At 32.8% G+C, this 17,433-nt stretch carries 14 protein-coding genes; 4 read left to right on the forward strand and 10 right to left on the reverse strand.

Annotation, left to right across the window (positions count from 1 at the left end):
• Nucleotides 1-310: 310 nt before the first annotated feature.
• Nucleotides 311-2,008 (reverse strand): alkaline phosphatase D family protein, encoded by a 1,698-nt coding sequence (locus FNB79_RS00920; protein ID WP_143379511.1) that lies wholly within the window; start codon nucleotides 2,006-2,008, stop codon nucleotides 311-313.
• Between the two features lie 269 nt (nucleotides 2,009-2,277).
• Here FNB79_RS00920 and FNB79_RS00925 point away from each other — a divergent pair, with 269 nt between their 5' ends.
• The 3 genes from FNB79_RS00925 to FNB79_RS17120 all read left to right on the forward strand — a co-directional run bounded on the left by FNB79_RS00925 (nucleotide 2,278) and on the right by FNB79_RS17120 (nucleotide 5,403).
• Nucleotides 2,278-4,557: a heparinase II/III family protein gene (locus tag FNB79_RS00925; protein WP_246073308.1), complete on the forward strand. Its 2,280-nt coding sequence runs from the start codon at nucleotides 2,278-2,280 to the stop codon at nucleotides 4,555-4,557.
• 15 nt (nucleotides 4,558-4,572) lie between these two features.
• Nucleotides 4,573-5,064, forward strand: coding sequence for a hypothetical protein (locus FNB79_RS00930; RefSeq protein WP_143379512.1), 492 nt, complete (start codon nucleotides 4,573-4,575; stop codon nucleotides 5,062-5,064).
• A 201-nt stretch (nucleotides 5,065-5,265) separates the two neighbouring features.
• Nucleotides 5,266-5,403, forward strand: a complete 138-nt coding sequence (locus FNB79_RS17120; protein WP_185967820.1) for a hypothetical protein — start codon at nucleotides 5,266-5,268, stop codon at nucleotides 5,401-5,403.
• 3 nt (nucleotides 5,404-5,406) lie between these two features.
• On the opposite strand, the gene FNB79_RS00935 is transcribed toward FNB79_RS17120, so the two are convergent.
• Nucleotides 5,407-6,102, reverse strand: a complete 696-nt coding sequence (locus tag FNB79_RS00935; protein WP_143379513.1) for a peptidoglycan DD-metalloendopeptidase family protein — start codon at nucleotides 6,100-6,102, stop codon at nucleotides 5,407-5,409.
• Between the two features lie 213 nt (nucleotides 6,103-6,315).
• Between FNB79_RS00935 and FNB79_RS00940 the strand changes: the two genes are divergently transcribed.
• Entirely contained in the window at nucleotides 6,316-7,182 is an 867-nt protein-coding gene (locus FNB79_RS00940; protein ID WP_143379514.1) for an outer membrane beta-barrel protein, read from the forward strand.
• A 70-nt stretch (nucleotides 7,183-7,252) separates the two neighbouring features.
• Here the strand turns inward: FNB79_RS00940 and FNB79_RS00945 are convergent, their stop codons facing one another.
• The 8 genes from FNB79_RS00945 to FNB79_RS00980 form a co-directional block, all read right to left on the reverse strand.
• Nucleotides 7,253-7,618: a DUF1304 domain-containing protein gene (locus FNB79_RS00945; protein ID WP_143379515.1), complete on the reverse strand. Its 366-nt coding sequence runs from the start codon at nucleotides 7,616-7,618 to the stop codon at nucleotides 7,253-7,255.
• A 214-nt stretch (nucleotides 7,619-7,832) separates the two neighbouring features.
• Nucleotides 7,833-8,594, reverse strand: a complete 762-nt coding sequence (locus FNB79_RS00950; protein ID WP_143379516.1) for an SDR family NAD(P)-dependent oxidoreductase — start codon at nucleotides 8,592-8,594, stop codon at nucleotides 7,833-7,835.
• 32 nt (nucleotides 8,595-8,626) lie between these two features.
• Nucleotides 8,627-9,910: an MFS transporter gene (locus FNB79_RS00955; protein WP_143379517.1), complete on the reverse strand. Its 1,284-nt coding sequence runs from the start codon at nucleotides 9,908-9,910 to the stop codon at nucleotides 8,627-8,629.
• Between the two features lie 64 nt (nucleotides 9,911-9,974).
• A complete protein-coding gene (locus tag FNB79_RS00960; protein WP_143379518.1) occupies nucleotides 9,975-10,679 on the reverse strand; it encodes a FadR/GntR family transcriptional regulator in 705 nt (234 codons plus the stop codon).
• A 117-nt stretch (nucleotides 10,680-10,796) separates the two neighbouring features.
• The gene (locus FNB79_RS00965; RefSeq protein ID WP_143379519.1) at nucleotides 10,797-11,708 is read right to left on the reverse strand and encodes a polysaccharide lyase family 7 protein; all 912 of its coding nucleotides are present in this window, start codon (nucleotides 11,706-11,708) and stop codon (nucleotides 10,797-10,799) included.
• 11 nt (nucleotides 11,709-11,719) lie between these two features.
• Nucleotides 11,720-12,655 carry a PKD domain-containing protein gene (locus FNB79_RS00970; RefSeq protein ID WP_143379520.1) on the reverse strand — a complete coding sequence of 312 codons (936 nt, stop codon included), beginning with the start codon at nucleotides 12,653-12,655 and terminating at the stop codon, nucleotides 11,720-11,722.
• 30 nt (nucleotides 12,656-12,685) lie between these two features.
• The gene (locus FNB79_RS00975; protein WP_143379521.1) at nucleotides 12,686-14,143 is read right to left on the reverse strand and encodes a RagB/SusD family nutrient uptake outer membrane protein; all 1,458 of its coding nucleotides are present in this window, start codon (nucleotides 14,141-14,143) and stop codon (nucleotides 12,686-12,688) included.
• Between the two features lie 32 nt (nucleotides 14,144-14,175).
• Entirely contained in the window at nucleotides 14,176-17,280 is a 3,105-nt protein-coding gene (locus FNB79_RS00980; RefSeq protein WP_143379522.1) for a SusC/RagA family TonB-linked outer membrane protein, read from the reverse strand.
• Between the last annotated feature and the right edge of the window lie 153 nt (nucleotides 17,281-17,433).

The raw sequence follows: 17,433 nt of genomic DNA on the forward strand, positions 1-17,433 counted from the left end.
AGATTTTAATACAATAGTAAAACTTCCGTTTTTTTCCTAGACATGAAGAACTTTTATCTTATATATTATAGCTATAAAAATAATGCATAATACTAGCGAAACAAAGTCCTTTCAATTTAAAATCAATGCAAAATTGTTCCAATTTCATACAGTTAATAAAATATGGGGTATTGAACCTAGAAGCTTAAATGTTTGGTTAAGAATATAATTCTGAAACGACTTAAATATTATCACTAGTAACCTTTAACTGCTAAGCAAAAAACCGTTATTAAGAAAACTTAATAACGGTTTTTTATAAAATTTAACCTCTTTAAGAAAAAGAAATTGTATGTCCTACTGTTGCAGTATACGATTCTGATAAGATGGTGTCTACATACCTCCATTCTGAAATAACATCAGAAGATGTAAATGTTACCATTAAATACCCTCTCTTAGACGCATTAAAATATTTTAAACCATCAACTAATGTGGTCATTGCATATTCAAAACTTGCAATTATTTCCGGAGTCGTTTCACCTAAATAAGTTTCAAATCCAGGAGAACTCACACTTGGTGTAGCCAATTCTACGCCCACTTCGGTACCATCTTGCGCGAGTAAAATATTATGCCATGCATTATGTGTATCTCCTGCTAAGGTTACTATTTTCTTTCCGTTTAAAGCATTATAAATAATTTCACGGTCTACAGGGTATCCATCCCAAGCATCCAAATTATACGGAATTGCGGCTAAAACACGAGTAATTTCTGCAGTTGTAAGCGTGGGATCTTGAGCAAGCATTCTTGACTTTATAGTAACAAGTTCTGTTAAAGTCTCTGCAAAATTAGGACTTCCAAAGGCTAATAATAATTCTGCAGGGATATACATATTCCCCATTAATACTTGTTGTCCCAGCACCTGCCATTTAGCCGTGTTTCCTTGCAATTGATTTACGACCCAATTCATTTGTTCTGTTCCCAATAACGATCGCGAGGTATCGCTTAATGCTGTTTGAAATGCTACTGCATCTAAACCTGTAGCAGAGTAATAATCGGTTATATTTAATTGCTTATCGCGTCCGATTACACGTGTATCTAACATTATTAAATTAACTAAGTTTCCAAGATTAATTGTTCTATAAATAATATCGTTAGCATCTTCAGACAGTCTTGAAAATGGTAAAAATTCACTGTAGGCTTGTAAAGCATATTGCTTTCTGGTTTGAAAATCACCTTCCGTAGCCTCATCATGGTTTTCGGCACCATCCTTATACGTGTCGTTTGCAATTTCATGATCGTCCCAAACACAAATAAATGGCTTTTTTTGATGTGCTAATTGTAAAGATTTATCAGATCTATATTGTTTATATCGTGTTCGATAATCATCTAAACTTAAAATTTCAGATGCAGGTTCATGTTGTCTGCCTAGAAAAGCATTTTCGGCTGTAGCCCCATAACCTCCTGCTCCATATTCATAAAAATAGTCTCCTAAATGCACAATGATATCGGCATTAGAGTTTGCCATAGCATCATATGCATTAAACAATCCTGCCTGATAGTTTGAACAAGAACAAACTGCCAATTTTATTTCGGAAGCATCTACAGGTAAAGTAATGGTTTCTCCAACATCTGAAATGGCATTGTCTTCACTATTTATAAAACGATAATATAATTTTTGATTAGCATCTAACTCTGTTAATTCAACAGCGATTGTAAAATCTCTAGAAGCTTCAGTGGTTATTTTTCCTGTTCGTAAAATAGTTTCAAAATTAACATCTGTAGCAACCTCCCAAATAATTTCACTATTGGCCGTCGCATAACGTGTCCAAATAATTACACTAGAACTACTCGGATCGAAACTTGCAATACCTTCATTAAAATTTATGTTAGATAATTGTGTTTCATCATAATCCTTTTCAAAATTTTCGTCGTCTGAACTACAACTAATAAAGTTAGGAGCTAAAATTATTCCTCCTGTGGCTATAAGTGCTTTTTTAAGAAACCCACGTCTGCCAGAGTTATTTGATTCCATATTTGTTTTTTTTTCAAAAATGCCCCAATTATAGCAGTATAGAGTTAGTAAATCTTTATCTAAATGTTACAATATGCTTTACTTAATGTAACCTAAACATATCCTAAACCAACTAGCTATTTTCTAATTAAGACTGTTTATTAATTAAAATCCAACTCTTAACTAAGACGGCTAAGTTTAGTAACTATTCTCCTTCTTATTCTTTATATTTGAAGGAAGATAAGAATACATCTTTACCATTGAGATTGACATTACAAAAAAACAACTAGATGCTTAAAACTAACATTCCCTTAACGGCTACAAGCCCTTTTAACTCACCAATCTTAAAACTTTTTAGTGTAATTGGTATGTTATTACTATTTTCTGCAACGCTATGGTCGCAATCACTATCAAGTAAAAAAGTAGTTGATAATAAAGACCTTAAAAACTATCTAAAAAAAGAGGTAAGCTCCCAATTAAAAGCTGATGGAAAATTAACAGAAGCACGTTTAGCTGCATATTTTAGGGCAAAATTTTCTGAACGTTTTTATTATGATTATAATAGTTTTAATGATCGCTTACACACATACAATACGATTTATAACAACCAAGACAATCACAAAAGCAGAGCTTTAGACCATTTAAATAAGTTTCCTGCTAAGGCGCAATGGAAACTTCCTTTTAATTATAAAAATGGAGATCCTGTAGATGCTTATGCACTTAGACATTTGGCCAGACAACACAAAATGGTAGACATTGCTTTACTTTATTTTAATGAAGATAAAAATCCAGAATACATAAGATATTTTGTAAACCAAATGCAGTCTTTAAATGAAGCTCTCAAAGCAAATAAGTTTGAAACTATTGAAGATGGAAATGGCGTATACGAAGTGTACCGAGCTGGGTATAGAATAACCAACTGGTTATGGATACATAATATGTTTTTAAGCGATAAAGCTTATACAGATGCAGACCAATTACAAACCATTGCTACATTATTGCAACACGGACAAAGTTTATATGAAAACAACCCAGAGTTTCATGCCGGAAATCATCAAACTAAAGGAATGTCGGCTTTAGCTGCAATTGCAATTTTACTCCGCGATTTTAAAGGAACAGATTTGTGGTATGAAAGAGCGATGTCTAGACTTAGTGAACATTTAGAGAAAGAAATTAATCCAGATGGGTTTCAGTTTGAACGTTCTGTACATTATCACATGGCAGATATAAATAATTACTTTTATGCCTATCAATTAACTAAAATAAATACTATAAAAGTAGACCAAGCCTGGGAAGACAAATTACGGTCTTTATTTACTACACTTCCAAAAATTGCCTACCCAGACAAAACAGCACCAGTATTACAAGACGACACAGACAATCCGTGGGCAGAATTTAACGACATCTCGGGAGCTTTAACTTTGGGTTACCTCTTATTTGACAATCCTAGTTTTGGATATTTTGCAACTAATAAAGTAGACCCTGGAATGTATTGGTTTTTAAGCAACAAGCAAGTAGAACAACTTAACAATATTGAGAAAAAAGCACCCAAACATGGCTCTCTTGCATTTCAAGACACTAAATATTATATCATGAGACAAGGTTGGGAAACCAATGATGATATGATGATTATTAGTGCGGGTGTAGATGCAGACAAACCAGACCACCAGCATGGGGATGTTTTAGGTATTCAAGCTATGGCTAACGGACATGTTATTTTACCAAATTACCAAGTACGCTATTCACTTAAAGATTTTGATTTATTTAAAAATTCAATGGTAAAAAATGTTGCCCTTGTAGATGATGAATTAATTGGTAAAGCCTGGACTTCTAATAAAGGTGGAAGCGGTTTTGGAAAGTTTAAAGACTTACCAACCCCTAAAGTGATAACTTGGAATACAAATGATAAATTTGATTTATTTGTAGGAAGTCATGATGGTTTTGAGAATATAAACGTAACCTATTCCCGCCAAGTTATTTATTTAAAAGATGATTTTTGGATTGTAAAAGATAATTTTAAATCTCCAAACACACATAATTACAAACAAGTTTGGCAAGGTCACTATACTACAGAATTAGGTGCAGATCTTATTCGTGCTTCTTTTCCTGATGCTGCAGGTACAGATATTTTTCAACTACACTCAACAGATACTGTTGAAACTTCTGGAGCTAATGGAAAACAGTGGACAGTAGTTACTAAAAACAACCAAAAAGAATATAACTTTATTACTGTTATTTTACCTTATCAAGGATATAATAACGGTGTAGACAAAACAAAAAAAGAAATAAAGTTAAACGATTGGACGGTTAAAACTCCTCATTGGGGAATAAATGGTGCCAATACCACTGTAATTGCAAACTCAAATAAACATTATGCTTTTGGGCTAAAAAAAATGGAATATAAAGGCATAATGCTGGAAGCTTCTGTTGCATCAGATTTATATTTAGAGATTACTAATGATACTTTAGAAGTCTATTTATTAAGCGAAGCCCCAACAACCGTAACTATAAATGCCAACAAAAACGTAACGCTTAAACCAGGAGACCAATATATTTTTGAATTAAATTAATACTTATAAAACCTTATGAAAAAATTAGTAATAATATGTCTCGTGATATTATTTTGGGCTTGCAATCAAACAAAAAAAGACACTCTAAATGTTAAAGCTTCTCCTGAGAGAACTATAGCAGACGGAGAACATATGGATTGGGTTATAGGATCTTGGCAGCGCCTTAATGAAGAAGCCGGTAAAGAAACTTTTGAAAACTGGAAAAAAACGAATCCCACAACATATACTGGAATTGGTTTTACTTTGCAAAACGGTGATACTATTCAGCAAGAACTTATTCAATTAATGAAAGCAAAAGATTCTTGGAATTTAAAAGTAAAAACACCAAACGAGATAGACTGGACCACCTTTAAAGGTATTGATTATAGTACGACTCATTTTTCGTGCGAAAACACCGAGATAGAATTTCCTAATCAAATAAAATATTGGATTAACCTAGACACATTACATGCCATGGTTTCTGGTTCAGGTATGGAAATCCCATTTAAATTTAAAAAACTAAAATAGTATCATTACTTAATTTACAGAGGCTAATTTATAAATGTTAAACACTAATGTAGAGCTGATCTGGTAATTAAATTGCTATAACTATTGCTACTATAGGCTTAATTGCTCTATTAATATTTGTGTATATGCTTCAAGGAAAGATTACAGAAAACGAAATCACAATCAAGCAAGAATTATAAAAATATTAAACATACGCTTTAAATGAGAAACATTGATATGAGAAATTTAATTGATCAACAAATGGATTTATTTAAAGCCGAAATGGATTTACTAAATATTAAGGGTGAAAAAATTATTCAGCGTATTAATTTATATATGGCACTTGGCGGAAACATGTAAAATTTAATTTATAAGTTTCAATAATATATTGGGATCTGGACAATTTGCAGCATAAAAGTCTAAATCTGTGGCACTACATACTCCTGGATAATCTCCAAAATATTCTTGTATGTCATGTATAATTTGGAAGTGCAAATGTGGCGGATAATCTCCATTAACATCAGATGTTCCCAATTCTGCAATTTTTTCACCTTGTTTCAGTACAGATCCCACTTGGAGTGATGTTATAGACTCCAAACTTAAATGTCCATATAGCGTATAAAAAATAATATCAAAATAACTATGCTTTAAGATTATTGTAGGACCATAATCTCCATAATTCATATTGTTATGAAAACTATGTATTTCACCATCTAAAGCTGCTAATACAGATGTTCCTGCTTTAGACCATAAATCTACACCAATGTGTATATTACGAATGGAGGCATTCGATTCTGAATTAAAATAAGTACTTCTTTTATAAAGGTCTCTCACTTCTAAATATCCTCCATAACCAATTTTTGATGCATGTTTTGTTAGATGAGAATTAATGTAAGTTTCTAAATTTTGAGCAGAGGATACATCTACATATTGTAAACTTTTATTAGAAGATGATAAATCTAAAACCAAGTAATCTTCAATATTAATCTCTGGAGCTAAAACCTTAATAGGTGTACTAGACAGGCTTTTTAGTACTTGTATAAACATACTTGTAGACATGGGCAACATCTTTATTCAAAAGTAGTTAAAGTTTCAATTCAATTTACGTTTAATAGTTACAGATTAACATATTTATAACTCATTTAACAAAAACACCATTTTAATACAAATATGCATATATAATAATTTTACACCTTTTAAATTAAATATTATTCAAAGAATGTTGCGTAATATGAATTATTTTCTATTTTTGCTTAAACTAAATTAAATTTTATGAAAAAAACGATACTATTTTTAGGAGTCTTACTATTAAGTACAATCTCTTATGCACAGTTTCAAATTTCTGCAAGTACAGGATATGCTATTAGTAGTGCCGGTATGAAATTAGGAGAAGAAATAGATGCTTCAGGAACAAAAAACACTTATGGAAGTTATGGACAAGGTGTAAATTTCCAGATTAGAGGAACGTATTTTTTTAATGACACCTTTGGAGCCGATTTAAGCCTTGGTTACTTACATGGTGACGATCAAACAATCTCTAAAGTAAATCTTGAAAATCAACAAGTAGATGCGATTGCAAGAGCACGTGCTTTTGGTGCATCTGCATCTGTAGTGTATAAATTTACTAATAACATTTATGGTCGTTTTGGAGCCTTAATTAAAATAGGCGGAAAAACAGAAGCTGTGGTAAGCAGTACTACAGTATTTGCTGATGCCGAAGCCACTGCTCTGGGTTTACCTTCTGGAAGTTATTCCGAAACCAATTATGTTGAAGATTTTCATGGAGTATTCCCTTTAGGATTTGTAGCTGCTTTTGGATATCAATATGACTTAACAAAAAATTTCAGTTTATTTGTAGAAGCTGAATATTTTGGAATCAGTTTAAAGCGTAAAGATTCAGAAATTCAAAGCTTTAACACAGACATTTTATTACCTGATGGAACAGTTGCTGTAGAAGGCTATTATTCATTAGATAACTTACCTGATGGTTACGATATTAAAACTGAATATGTAGATGAATTAGCACATACTAACACAGATTCTAAAGAACTTGCTGTTAAAGTACCTTATTCATCATTCGGACTTAACTTTGGAGTTACTTACAAATTTAAAAGTAAAGAATCGTCTAAAATTGAATAGATTTTAATACGTATATAGCAAAAAAAAGCGAGTATAAATTCTCGCTTTTTTTATGTTTTAAAATACATGATTAGTGATTTAATAGAACAACTATTAATGCTAAAATAGCAGGTAAAGCTTGGACAAAAAATATTTTTTTAGCCAATGTTTTTGCGCCATACATACCTGCAATAATCACACAACTAAGAAAGAAAATTCTAATATTAGTAACCCAATTAGTGTCTGAAACACAGAAAGACCAAATTAATCCAGCGGCTAAAAACCCATTATACAAACCTTGGTTGGCAGCCATTACTGTTGTTTCTTTAAATAAATGTTCTGGTAAAGTATTGAAGGTTTTCTTACCTACCGTTTGCCATGCAAACATTTCCATCCATAAAATATAAATGTGCTCCACAGCAACTATAGCTGTTAATATTTGTGCAATAATTTCCATAATAAAACCTGATTAATAAACAGTTGAAGTTACCAACAAATCTAGTAAAATAAGGCTACTAATAAAGAAACATATTGCATACTTTATTAAACTAAGTACTCGTTATAAGGTATTCTGTTATATATTGAAAGTTGCATTAATCTTCCTTACCATCGGACAAAAAAAAGAAGGCCGTAAAACGGCCTTCTAAATAAATATTATTATAAGGGATGTATTAGATACCTAATGCTTGTCCTCCACCAATCTGAACAGTTTCAGCTGTCATGAAAGAGGCATCTTTACTAGCTAAGAAAGAAACAACACCAGCAACTTCTTCTGGCTGACCTAATCTACCTAATAAAACACTGTTTGCCCAAGAAGCAAATACTTCTGGTTTAGTAGCTTTAATTTGCGCGTGGAAAGGCGTATCAATAGTACCAGGAGATACTGCGTTTACTCTAATTCCATATTCAGCTAAATCTTTCGCTAAAGCTCTAGTAATAGATTGCACACCACCTTTAGATACAGAATAAATTCCTGCTCCAGGTCCTGCACCATTCCAAGCTGCATTTGACGTATAGTTTATAATTGAAGGGTAGTCACTCTTTTTAAGGAAAGGGATAGCTGCTCTAGAAGCAAAGAATACTGAATCTAAATTTAAAGCCATAACAAATCTGTATTGTTCAGTTGTCATTTCTTCAAATCTAGCTCTTACACCAATACCACCAGTATTGTTTACAAGAACATCTATTTTACCATATTTTTCACCAATTTTAGTGATGTTCTCGGTAACAGCATCATCTTTAGTCATATCAAATCCTACATATTCAGCAGTGATTCCAGCAGCAGTAAGTTCAGCTACTCTCTCAGCACCAATTTCGTCTTCAATACCATTTAATACTACAGTATAACCATCTTGTCCTAATCTTTGAGCTACTGCGAAACCAATTCCACCTGTAGCACCTGTAATAACAGCGACTTTTTTTGAATTACTCATTTTATTTTATTTAATTATTTAACTTAGTTTTTTTATTCTACTGATTTGATTTCTCTTGCGAAATAATAGATTGCTCCAATACCTAGTGGTACAAATAATGCGATTGCAATAAATACAGGAGTATAAGAAACTTTTGCTACTATTGGTACGATAAAGTTCATAATAATAACAGAGAATACTCCTACCATTCCTCCCAGTCCAGCTAAAGAACCAACGTTTTTACCACTAAATAAATCACTTGGTAAGGTTTGTACATTACCGATAGCAAATTGGAAACCAAATAACACTACAAATACAATCCCTACAAAACGTTCTGGAGTATTACCAAATAATACTGTTGCAACTAATCCAGAGAACATAATAAGACCTCCTATTAAAATAGTGTATTTTCTACCTTTATCTATAGAGTTTGTTTTAGAAATAATCTGTCCAGAAACATATCCTCCAACAATACTACCAATTGCAGCACCTACATAAGGTACCCAAGCAAACATACCAACTTCTTTTACATTAAATCCGTACACATCAAACAAGTAAATTGGCATCCAACCTACAAACAACCACCAAATTGGTTCTAAGAAAAAACGTCCAACAACAATAGACCATGCTTCTTTATGTGAAAGAATTTCTCTTAAGCTTAATCCTTTACCATCTTCTTGAGCATCACGATCTGCTTGACTTTGTCCATCTAAAATATATTCTTGTTCTTCTGGTGTAATCCATGGGTGTTTCTTAGGGCTTGCTTTGTTAATAAGTAACCATGGAATAATCCAAATGATACCAAAAGACCCCACAACCATAAATGTTGTTCTCCAGCCATAAGCTACAAAAAGCATAGCAATAAACGGTGGTGCTATTACAGAACCAATTGAAGCTCCTGCGTTAAACAACCCTTGTGCTATTGCACGTTCTTTAATTGGAAACCATTCGGCATTACTTTTAACCCCTCCTGGCCAGTTACCAGCTTCAGACAGACCTAAAGTACTTCTAAAGAAAGCTAATCCTATAAAGCCTCTTACTGTAGAGTGTAAGAAAGAAGATAGTCCCCAAACACCAATACTAATAACATACCCTAAGCGTGTTCCAACTTTATCAAATAACTTACCGGAAAACAACTGTCCTAAGGCATAGGCTACCATAAATATGTTTAATATGTAACTATAATGCTCTTTAGTTAAGCCTAAAGAGTGAGAAATTGAACCTTCTAGATTTTCATTTCCCCACATTACTGCTAATGCACTTCTGTCGATGTAGTTAATTACAGAGGCTAAAAATATTAACCCTATAATAAACCACCTTAATCCTTTTACTTTCATAATACTTTTTTAGTTTGTTGGAAGAAACTATTTTTAACAACATCTTCCGGGTAATTATTAATACTTATTTGATGTTATAACAATATTGATACAGTGTTTTAAAATGAACTTTCATGATTTCTCTTGCTTTCTGAGTTTCACGATTCTTAATCGCTTCGTAAATCTGCTTATGTTCTTTAATCGCTTCCACAGTTAACTCATCTCCACACACATGATATTTCTTAAAGTTGGTAATAATTTCTGGAGTAATTTTTAACATAAATCCATTAAGTGTACTATTACCACAAGTATTTGCAATAGCTAAATGAAATAGCAAGTCTTCTTGCACTGCATCTTCACCATTTAATACCTTTTCCTCATACGCGTCTAAAGCTTTCTTTATATTTACTAGGTCTTCTTCTGTACGTCTTAAGGACGCTAATTTTACAATTTTTAATTCTAAAAGAATACGAGTTTCTACTAACGATTTAAAATCTGGATCTCCAAGACCTAAAATATACTCAACCATACCGTTCATTGCCGTAACGCCTATATTAGCAACAAAAGTTCCGCTTTGAGGAATAGATTTTAATAAACCATAAAATACAAGTTTATTAATAGCTTCTCTTACCGCACTTCTGCTAACGTCTAATTTCTCAGACAACATACGTTCTGAGGGCAATTTGTCTCCAGGTTCTAGATTTTTTACATTTATTAGTTCAGCTATTTGAACTATTATCTGATTATGAATTTCTTCATTATCACTTTTCGATAGAACTCCTAATTTCATTTATCTCAAAAATTGGTTTACCAGTTTAGTGGCTGCAAATTACAAAAAAAAAAATATAACTAATGTCTACTAAACCCTTATAAACGTTAATAAAACTCTAATAAATACAATTAAATGTTAATGTTTAACTTCTAACTCGTAATATTTAACTTTCGCATAGGCACCTTCATCTCGCGATTGAAAATAGTTACCCGCTTTAAAATAGTTTTCAAAGATGCCCCATCTTCTCATACTGACATCTTCGTATACTGCATATTCATTTTTATTTAGAACAACAACCATTTTACCGTCCGAAATTTTAACTTCTAATATAAACTTTCCAAAGCCTACTTCTTGATCGAATGTATGCCCTTCGTCATCATCCCATGCATCTTCATGCAATAACTCTTCGTCTGTAGCACTAAGGTTTTTTAGTTTTTTAGTTTTTACTCGTATCTTACCGTCTTGCCAATATATTTTTAATATTGGTGGCGCATTGTTATCTTTTTGTCCGATTAAATCGCGCTGTTCATTAGTTAATCTACCATGAATTTGCATGATGATTACTTTATGATATTTACCATCAGAACCTTTCGATACATCTTCCATGGCCAATTTACCACGCATATATGCACCGTCTGCAAATGTCCAATTGGTATTATTATCTCCTGGAACCATTTGTTCGCGTAGTTCTGATCTGGTATATTTAGTATTTGCTGTAGTAGCATCACTTGGGTATGAATAAAATACTAAAGCACCGTTTACAGAATCATTATACATATAAGGGATTAACCGCTCATCGGTCGCATAATTTAAAATCTCTGGTGGCTCAATATTCATAGCTCCACCTTTTGCATTACGCTCTGGTGTGGTTACACTCCAATGACTTAGATCTATCTTTGGTAATTTATATTTTTTCTTCTTTTTATTCTTTTTCTCAGTTTTGGAAGATGAATCTGTAGCGCTACTTGTCTTTTCTTGACAAGTAGCGTTAACAGAAAGAAAAACTATCACTAATAATCCTAATATTTCTTTGCGGAAGTTTTTCATAATCAACCTTATTATTCTACTGGATAAACTTTAACGTTGTCTATATATAACTCATCGTTAGTAATAGCATACATTAAAATTGATATCTCACCTGTTGCGTTTGAAGAAAATACTTGTTTAACTGTTGCGAAGTTACCTTTACCATTAGCTTCTGCTCCTGTTATACTTACAATAGGAGTACTAGCTGCAGCTACAGCAGCATCGTCATAATACCCATCTAATATACTTACTATTACGCGGTCTCCTCCTTCGATATCTTCATTATCTGTCTTAATAGCATATTCATATTCCAACACATAATTTGTATTAGCAGACACATATATTGGTTGATAACCATATCTTGTGTTACTACTTAATAACGGACCTGCAGAGGTAGTACTTGTATATTTTGCACCTGCTGTTTTGCTTTCTCCAGAATCTGTACCATCATACAGTAATGGCGAACCGTCTGAACTTGCATTAAATGCACTTGTTGAACAATCTGTACATTTAGATGGTTTCCAACCACTTGTTCCTCCATCAAAATCACCATTAATAATCTCTGGATAAATTGCTGCAGGAACTTCAGGTTCTACAACTTCAATTTCCATTGTATAAGTGTCTGATTTACCTAATTTATCTGTTGCTGTAAGTGTAATTGTATACACACCTTCGTCTGGATATGTATTTAGACCATCTACTGTTGTTCCTGTATTACCATCTCCATAATCCCAAACATAATCTGTTGCACTAGACGATGTGTTTGAGAAATCGTAAGTTAAATAGTCTGAAGTTACATTAGCTGTAAAACTTGCTGAAGGCGGTGTTAAATCTTCTTGAGAGTTAGCTTCTGGCAAATCAAATTCTAAGGCATCTATTGTTGGGTCGCATGCTGTAAACGAAAGGCTTACCGCAAGCGCTAAGGCTGTTACACCCGTTCCGATTATATATTTTCTTAAATTAATCATTGTTTTTTTGTCTTTTAATTAATAAATTAATTAGTATCCTGGGTTTTGATACATTACACCTTGACTAAGATTTATTTCGTTTTGCGGAATAGGCAGTAATAAATCTGTTGAAGTAAAAGTAAATCCGTTAGCTGCTGCAAAAGCTGATAATGTTGATTGCGCTTCATTAAAACGAACTAAATCATAAAATCTTTGATTTTCAAAAGCTAACTCTACACGTCTCTCTACTAATAAAGCATCTTTAGTAAGTCTTGTTGGGCGGTCTTCAAAACCTGCTCTTGAGCGTACTTCCATATAAGAATCTATGGCTGATGCACTAGTAGTTTCTTCTGCACCTGCTAAAATAGCTTCAGCGTGCATTAGTAAAATATCTGCATAACGTAACACTATCCAGTCGTTACCTGCTAACTGAGGTAAACCTGCAAACGTTTGTCCGTCGCTTCCTCCAGTTTCACCATCAGGGAAGTATTTACCAACTTGGTATCTAATTGTTCCTCCAAATAAAGTAAGAGGATCTTCTCTATAAGATACTTCTGTTCTATTTCCTCCAAATTCATCAATAGCAGCTTTAACATCTGTAGTTGCATAATTTACACCACTAGTATGTCCTACAGCGTTCATAAATTCTGCAGAGAAAATTTGACTATTATCTTGAATACCACTATTGTATCCGATAGCAAAAATAACTTCGTCATTTAATTCTGAATAGAATACATCATAAAAATCATCTAATAATCTGTAATCACCACTAGACATTATGTCTTCACATAAAACTTGTGCTTTAGAATATTCTGGACTATCTAAAGATAAATATACTTTAGCTAATAATCCTTTTGCTGCATCTTTAGATGCTCTAGTTTTATAACCGTGATCTGCGATACCTGATACTGCAGCTTCTAAATCTGAAATAATTAAGTCGTATATAATACTAGTATCTACTCTTGTGAATTGAGTTTCTACATCTGAAGGGTCTACAACTTTATCAATTAAAGGTAAATCTCCAAATAAACGTACCAAATTAAAATATGAGTAAGCTCTTAAAAATTTTGCTTCACCTTCTAAAGCAGCATATGTTGCTTCATCCTCTACAACATCTAAATTTTCTAATATTACATTAGCTCTATAAATAGTTTCAAAACTACTTGTGTAATAATTTAACACAAAGTTATTTGTTGGCAATACGGCAAAACTTTCCATTTGCCCTGCATCTGAAGCGTCTTCAGAATCAGGACTTTTGGTACTTGTATTGTCTGTACGCATTTCTGTTACGTAAAACTCCCACTGTACACCGTGGTTATCGTCTTTACTACTACTATTAATTCCTTTAATACCAGCATAAACACCAATTAATCCAGTTTCTAACTCTTCTGCAGAATTATAGTAGTTGTCTGTTGTAATAGACGAACTTGGGGTTGGGTCTAGAAAGTCGCTACATGAAATGAAGACACTCCCCATTAACATAAAAGCGATATATTTGAAATATTTCATAATATTATTTTGTTAAATCGTTAAAAAATGTATTAAAAATCTAAGTTTAAACCAAGAGATATAGTACTATATATTGGCGATCCACCTCTTTGGTATCCTGATTGAGTAGGACTTGTTTTATCAAGTGCTTCAGGGTTCCATCCTGTATAGTTATCTGCAGTTTCGTAAATTAAATTTTGACCTGTAGCATAAACTCTTAATCCTGAAAGTTTAAGTTTATCTAAAGTTTCACTTGGGAAGTTATACCCAATATTAACGTTTCTTAAAGCAATGTAAGAAGCATCTTGTACAATACTATTAGTAAAATATTTATCTACTAAGAATTCTTGATCTGGAGTTCCTTCTAAGATTGTTCTGTTGTTATTGTTACTAAACAAGTAGTGGTCTGCAATGTTTCTAACTTCTGCTCCATGAGAACCTTGGAACATGAAAGAGAAATCGAAGTTACCTAAACTAAATTCGTTAGTAAAACTCCAAATTAATTCTGGATAAGGGTTTCCTAATACGGTTTTATCTTCTTCGTCTAAAACACCATCACCGTTTAAATCTTTAACATATACTAAACCTGACTGTGCACCAACGTGTCTGTATGGTCTATCTAAATATTCTAATGGAATTTCTTTATCTACTACATATCCGTAGAATTGAGAAATAGGTTGTCCTTCTAAGTTAATCCATTCTGCAGGTCTACTTGGATCTAAACTTGTAATCTGACCGTCAGAGTCTGCAAAATCTACTAATGTGTTTTTGTTTGTTGTTGCAATAACAGTAGTACTCCAGCTAAATTTCTCTGAACTAATATTTTTAGTTCTTAACTCAAATTCCCATCCTTCATTTTTAACTTCTCCTAAATTTACTAAAGCCCCCTCAAAACCTGTTGTGACTGATATTGGGTTGTTAAGTAATAATTGGTCACTAGTTCTTTGATACCAATCTATAGAACCTGTAATTCTATTGTTTAGTAATCCAAAATCAATACCTGGGTTGATTTCTACTAAACGCTCCCATTTTAATCCTGGGTTTGCAATGTTTACTGGAGAGAATCCTGCTGTGATAGAACCATCTACTGCATAACTATTTCCTGCGGCTCCTAATAAAGCTAAATATGGATAGTAATCTACTAAGATGTTACCTGTACTTAAAGTAGCTTCACTACCGTTAGCATCTGGATCTGTTGCACCGGTATTTAAACGGTCGTTACCTGTAACACCATAACTAACTCTAAACTTAAGGTTATTAATTACATCACTTTCAGACATAAAGTCTTCTTTTGCAATGTTCCATCCTACAGATGCTGCTGGGAAGTTACCATATTTATAGTCTGAACCAAATATTGAACTACCATCACGTCTCATACTAAAAGATGCTAAGTATTTATTATCAAAAGCATAAGTAAGTCTGGCAACATAAGAAATACCACGTTTTTGCCATTCAAATCCATCAAATTCTGAAATTGCTGTAGCGTTAGTAATTTCCATTACTACGTCGTTAGTAAATCCTGTTCCTTTAAACCCTGAGTAAAAATAGTTTCTACTTTCAATAGACGTACCTAAAGTAGCACCTATATCATGCTTACCAAGTGATTTATTAAAGTTTAAGAAGTTATCAAAAATTAAGTAATTATCTTTTTGAGAAATTTCTTGCATATAAGCATCTGTGATACTCTCTCTAGCTTGCGTTCCCATATAATCAAATCTTCGTGTATCGTTATAAGAACCTGACAAAGAAGATTTAAATGATAATCCTTCTAAAATTTCATATTGTCCGTAAAAACTTCCATATAATTGGAATTTTTTGTCTGTTCTGTTACGCTCTACAATTCTTGCATAAGGGTTAGAGTTGTTACTGTTTCCTATGTTTGTTAAGATATCGTTAATTTGTCCGTCTCCATCTAAATCAAATATTGTAAAGTGATCTTGTCTTGCATAATCCCCTACTTTTAAATCTTTATAAGCTCCATTTGGATCTACATATTGTAGAGACTGTTCTGTATGGTAAATTGGTAACCATGGTTGGTGTCTAGCAACGTTATGAATGTTTTCAGAAAAACGTCTTCTATTCGTATAAGAAGGACTAAAGTTAGCTCCAATACTAATTTTATCATTTAGTTTACTATCTAATTTTAATCTAGCACCAATCTTTTTATAATTATCTACTAACATTACCCCTTCGTCTTCTGAATAGTTCATGCTGACAGTAAATTTTGTCTTATCATTACCTCCTCTAATAGATAAAGAGTGGTTAGTAATTGTACCGTCTTCAAAAAACACATCTTGCCAAGAACGGTCTGTTCCTATTTGTAATTGTGCTTGTGTATATTGTGATATCACACCGTTTTCTTCCATTTGCATATCTGCCCAACCTTGAGTTGTAAACCCATAAGCGTCACTTTTTCTAGCAGATTTCATACCAGTAAATGTACTGTAGTTAACTCTTGTTTTTCCAGCAACTCCAGATTTCATACTAATCATGATAATACCATTTGACCCTTTAGAACCATAAATAGAAGAAGAAGCTGCATCTTTTAAAATCTCAAAAGACTCTACATCATTCATGTTTAAAGACCCTAAAAAGCTTGAATCTACAATAATACCATCTACAACGATTAATGGCGTAGAATCTCCAGCCATAGAACCAACCCCTCTAATAGTAATGGTTGGAGCAGCTCCTGCCTCACCGTCTGTAGATTGAATGTTTACCCCAGACACTTGACCAACTAAGGCATCATCTACCCTTGATACTGCAATTTGATCAAGATCTTCATTTACTACTTTTGATACGGAACCTGTAACGTGTGATTTTTTTTGAGTACCATAACCAATTACGACTACCTCATCAAGTTCACTTAAATCTTCTTCTAACGTTACAGTTAATGTTTTACTATCACCAACAGTTACCAGCTTGGTAACAAATCCTATGTAAGAAAAATGTAACACCTCTCCCGCTTCAACTTCTAAAGAGAAATTTCCGTCAAAATCTGTAGATGTACCTCTTGATGTTCCTACAACCAGGACATTTGCCCCTGGAATTGGAGCACCTAGTGCGTCTGTAACGACACCTGTAACTACATCCTGTGCAAACAACGCTGTGTTAAGCAACAGAACTACATACAATACTAATTGTTTTTTCAAATTCATTTGTTGTTGTTTTAATAAATAATAATTTAGCATTTAGTTAGAACATTTTTAAAAAACACTATTCATTTTTTTATAAAAACAGCTAACATTTAAAACGTCCACTTAGCAATTTAACATTGATAATCAATTTTAATTTTCACTAAATTTTACCTT

Source organism: Formosa sediminum, assembly GCF_007197735.1.
GTDB classification, from domain to species: domain Bacteria; phylum Bacteroidota; class Bacteroidia; order Flavobacteriales; family Flavobacteriaceae; genus Formosa; species Formosa sediminum.

Excerpts from the sequence above, each read along its gene's own strand:
- FNB79_RS00920 (WP_143379511.1), bottom strand. The coding sequence starts at position 2,008 with ATGGAATCAAATAACTCTGGCAGACGTGGGTTTCTTAAAAAAGCACTT.
- FNB79_RS00925 (WP_246073308.1), top strand. The coding sequence starts at position 2,278 with ATGCTTAAAACTAACATTCCCTTAACGGCTACAAGCCCTTTTAACTCA.
- FNB79_RS00930 (WP_143379512.1), top strand. The coding sequence starts at position 4,573 with ATGAAAAAATTAGTAATAATATGTCTCGTGATATTATTTTGGGCTTGC.
- FNB79_RS17120 (WP_185967820.1), top strand. The coding sequence starts at position 5,266 with ATGAGAAACATTGATATGAGAAATTTAATTGATCAACAAATGGATTTA.
- FNB79_RS00935 (WP_143379513.1), bottom strand. The coding sequence starts at position 6,102 with ATGTCTACAAGTATGTTTATACAAGTACTAAAAAGCCTGTCTAGTACA.
- FNB79_RS00940 (WP_143379514.1), top strand. The coding sequence starts at position 6,316 with ATGAAAAAAACGATACTATTTTTAGGAGTCTTACTATTAAGTACAATC.
- FNB79_RS00945 (WP_143379515.1), bottom strand. The coding sequence starts at position 7,618 with ATGGAAATTATTGCACAAATATTAACAGCTATAGTTGCTGTGGAGCAC.
- FNB79_RS00950 (WP_143379516.1), bottom strand. The coding sequence starts at position 8,594 with ATGAGTAATTCAAAAAAAGTCGCTGTTATTACAGGTGCTACAGGTGGA.
- FNB79_RS00955 (WP_143379517.1), bottom strand. The coding sequence starts at position 9,910 with ATGAAAGTAAAAGGATTAAGGTGGTTTATTATAGGGTTAATATTTTTA.
- FNB79_RS00960 (WP_143379518.1), bottom strand. The coding sequence starts at position 10,679 with ATGAAATTAGGAGTTCTATCGAAAAGTGATAATGAAGAAATTCATAAT.
- FNB79_RS00965 (WP_143379519.1), bottom strand. The coding sequence starts at position 11,708 with ATGAAAAACTTCCGCAAAGAAATATTAGGATTATTAGTGATAGTTTTT.
- FNB79_RS00970 (WP_143379520.1), bottom strand. The coding sequence starts at position 12,655 with ATGATTAATTTAAGAAAATATATAATCGGAACGGGTGTAACAGCCTTA.
- FNB79_RS00975 (WP_143379521.1), bottom strand. The coding sequence starts at position 14,143 with ATGAAATATTTCAAATATATCGCTTTTATGTTAATGGGGAGTGTCTTC.
- FNB79_RS00980 (WP_143379522.1), bottom strand. The coding sequence starts at position 17,280 with ATGAATTTGAAAAAACAATTAGTATTGTATGTAGTTCTGTTGCTTAAC.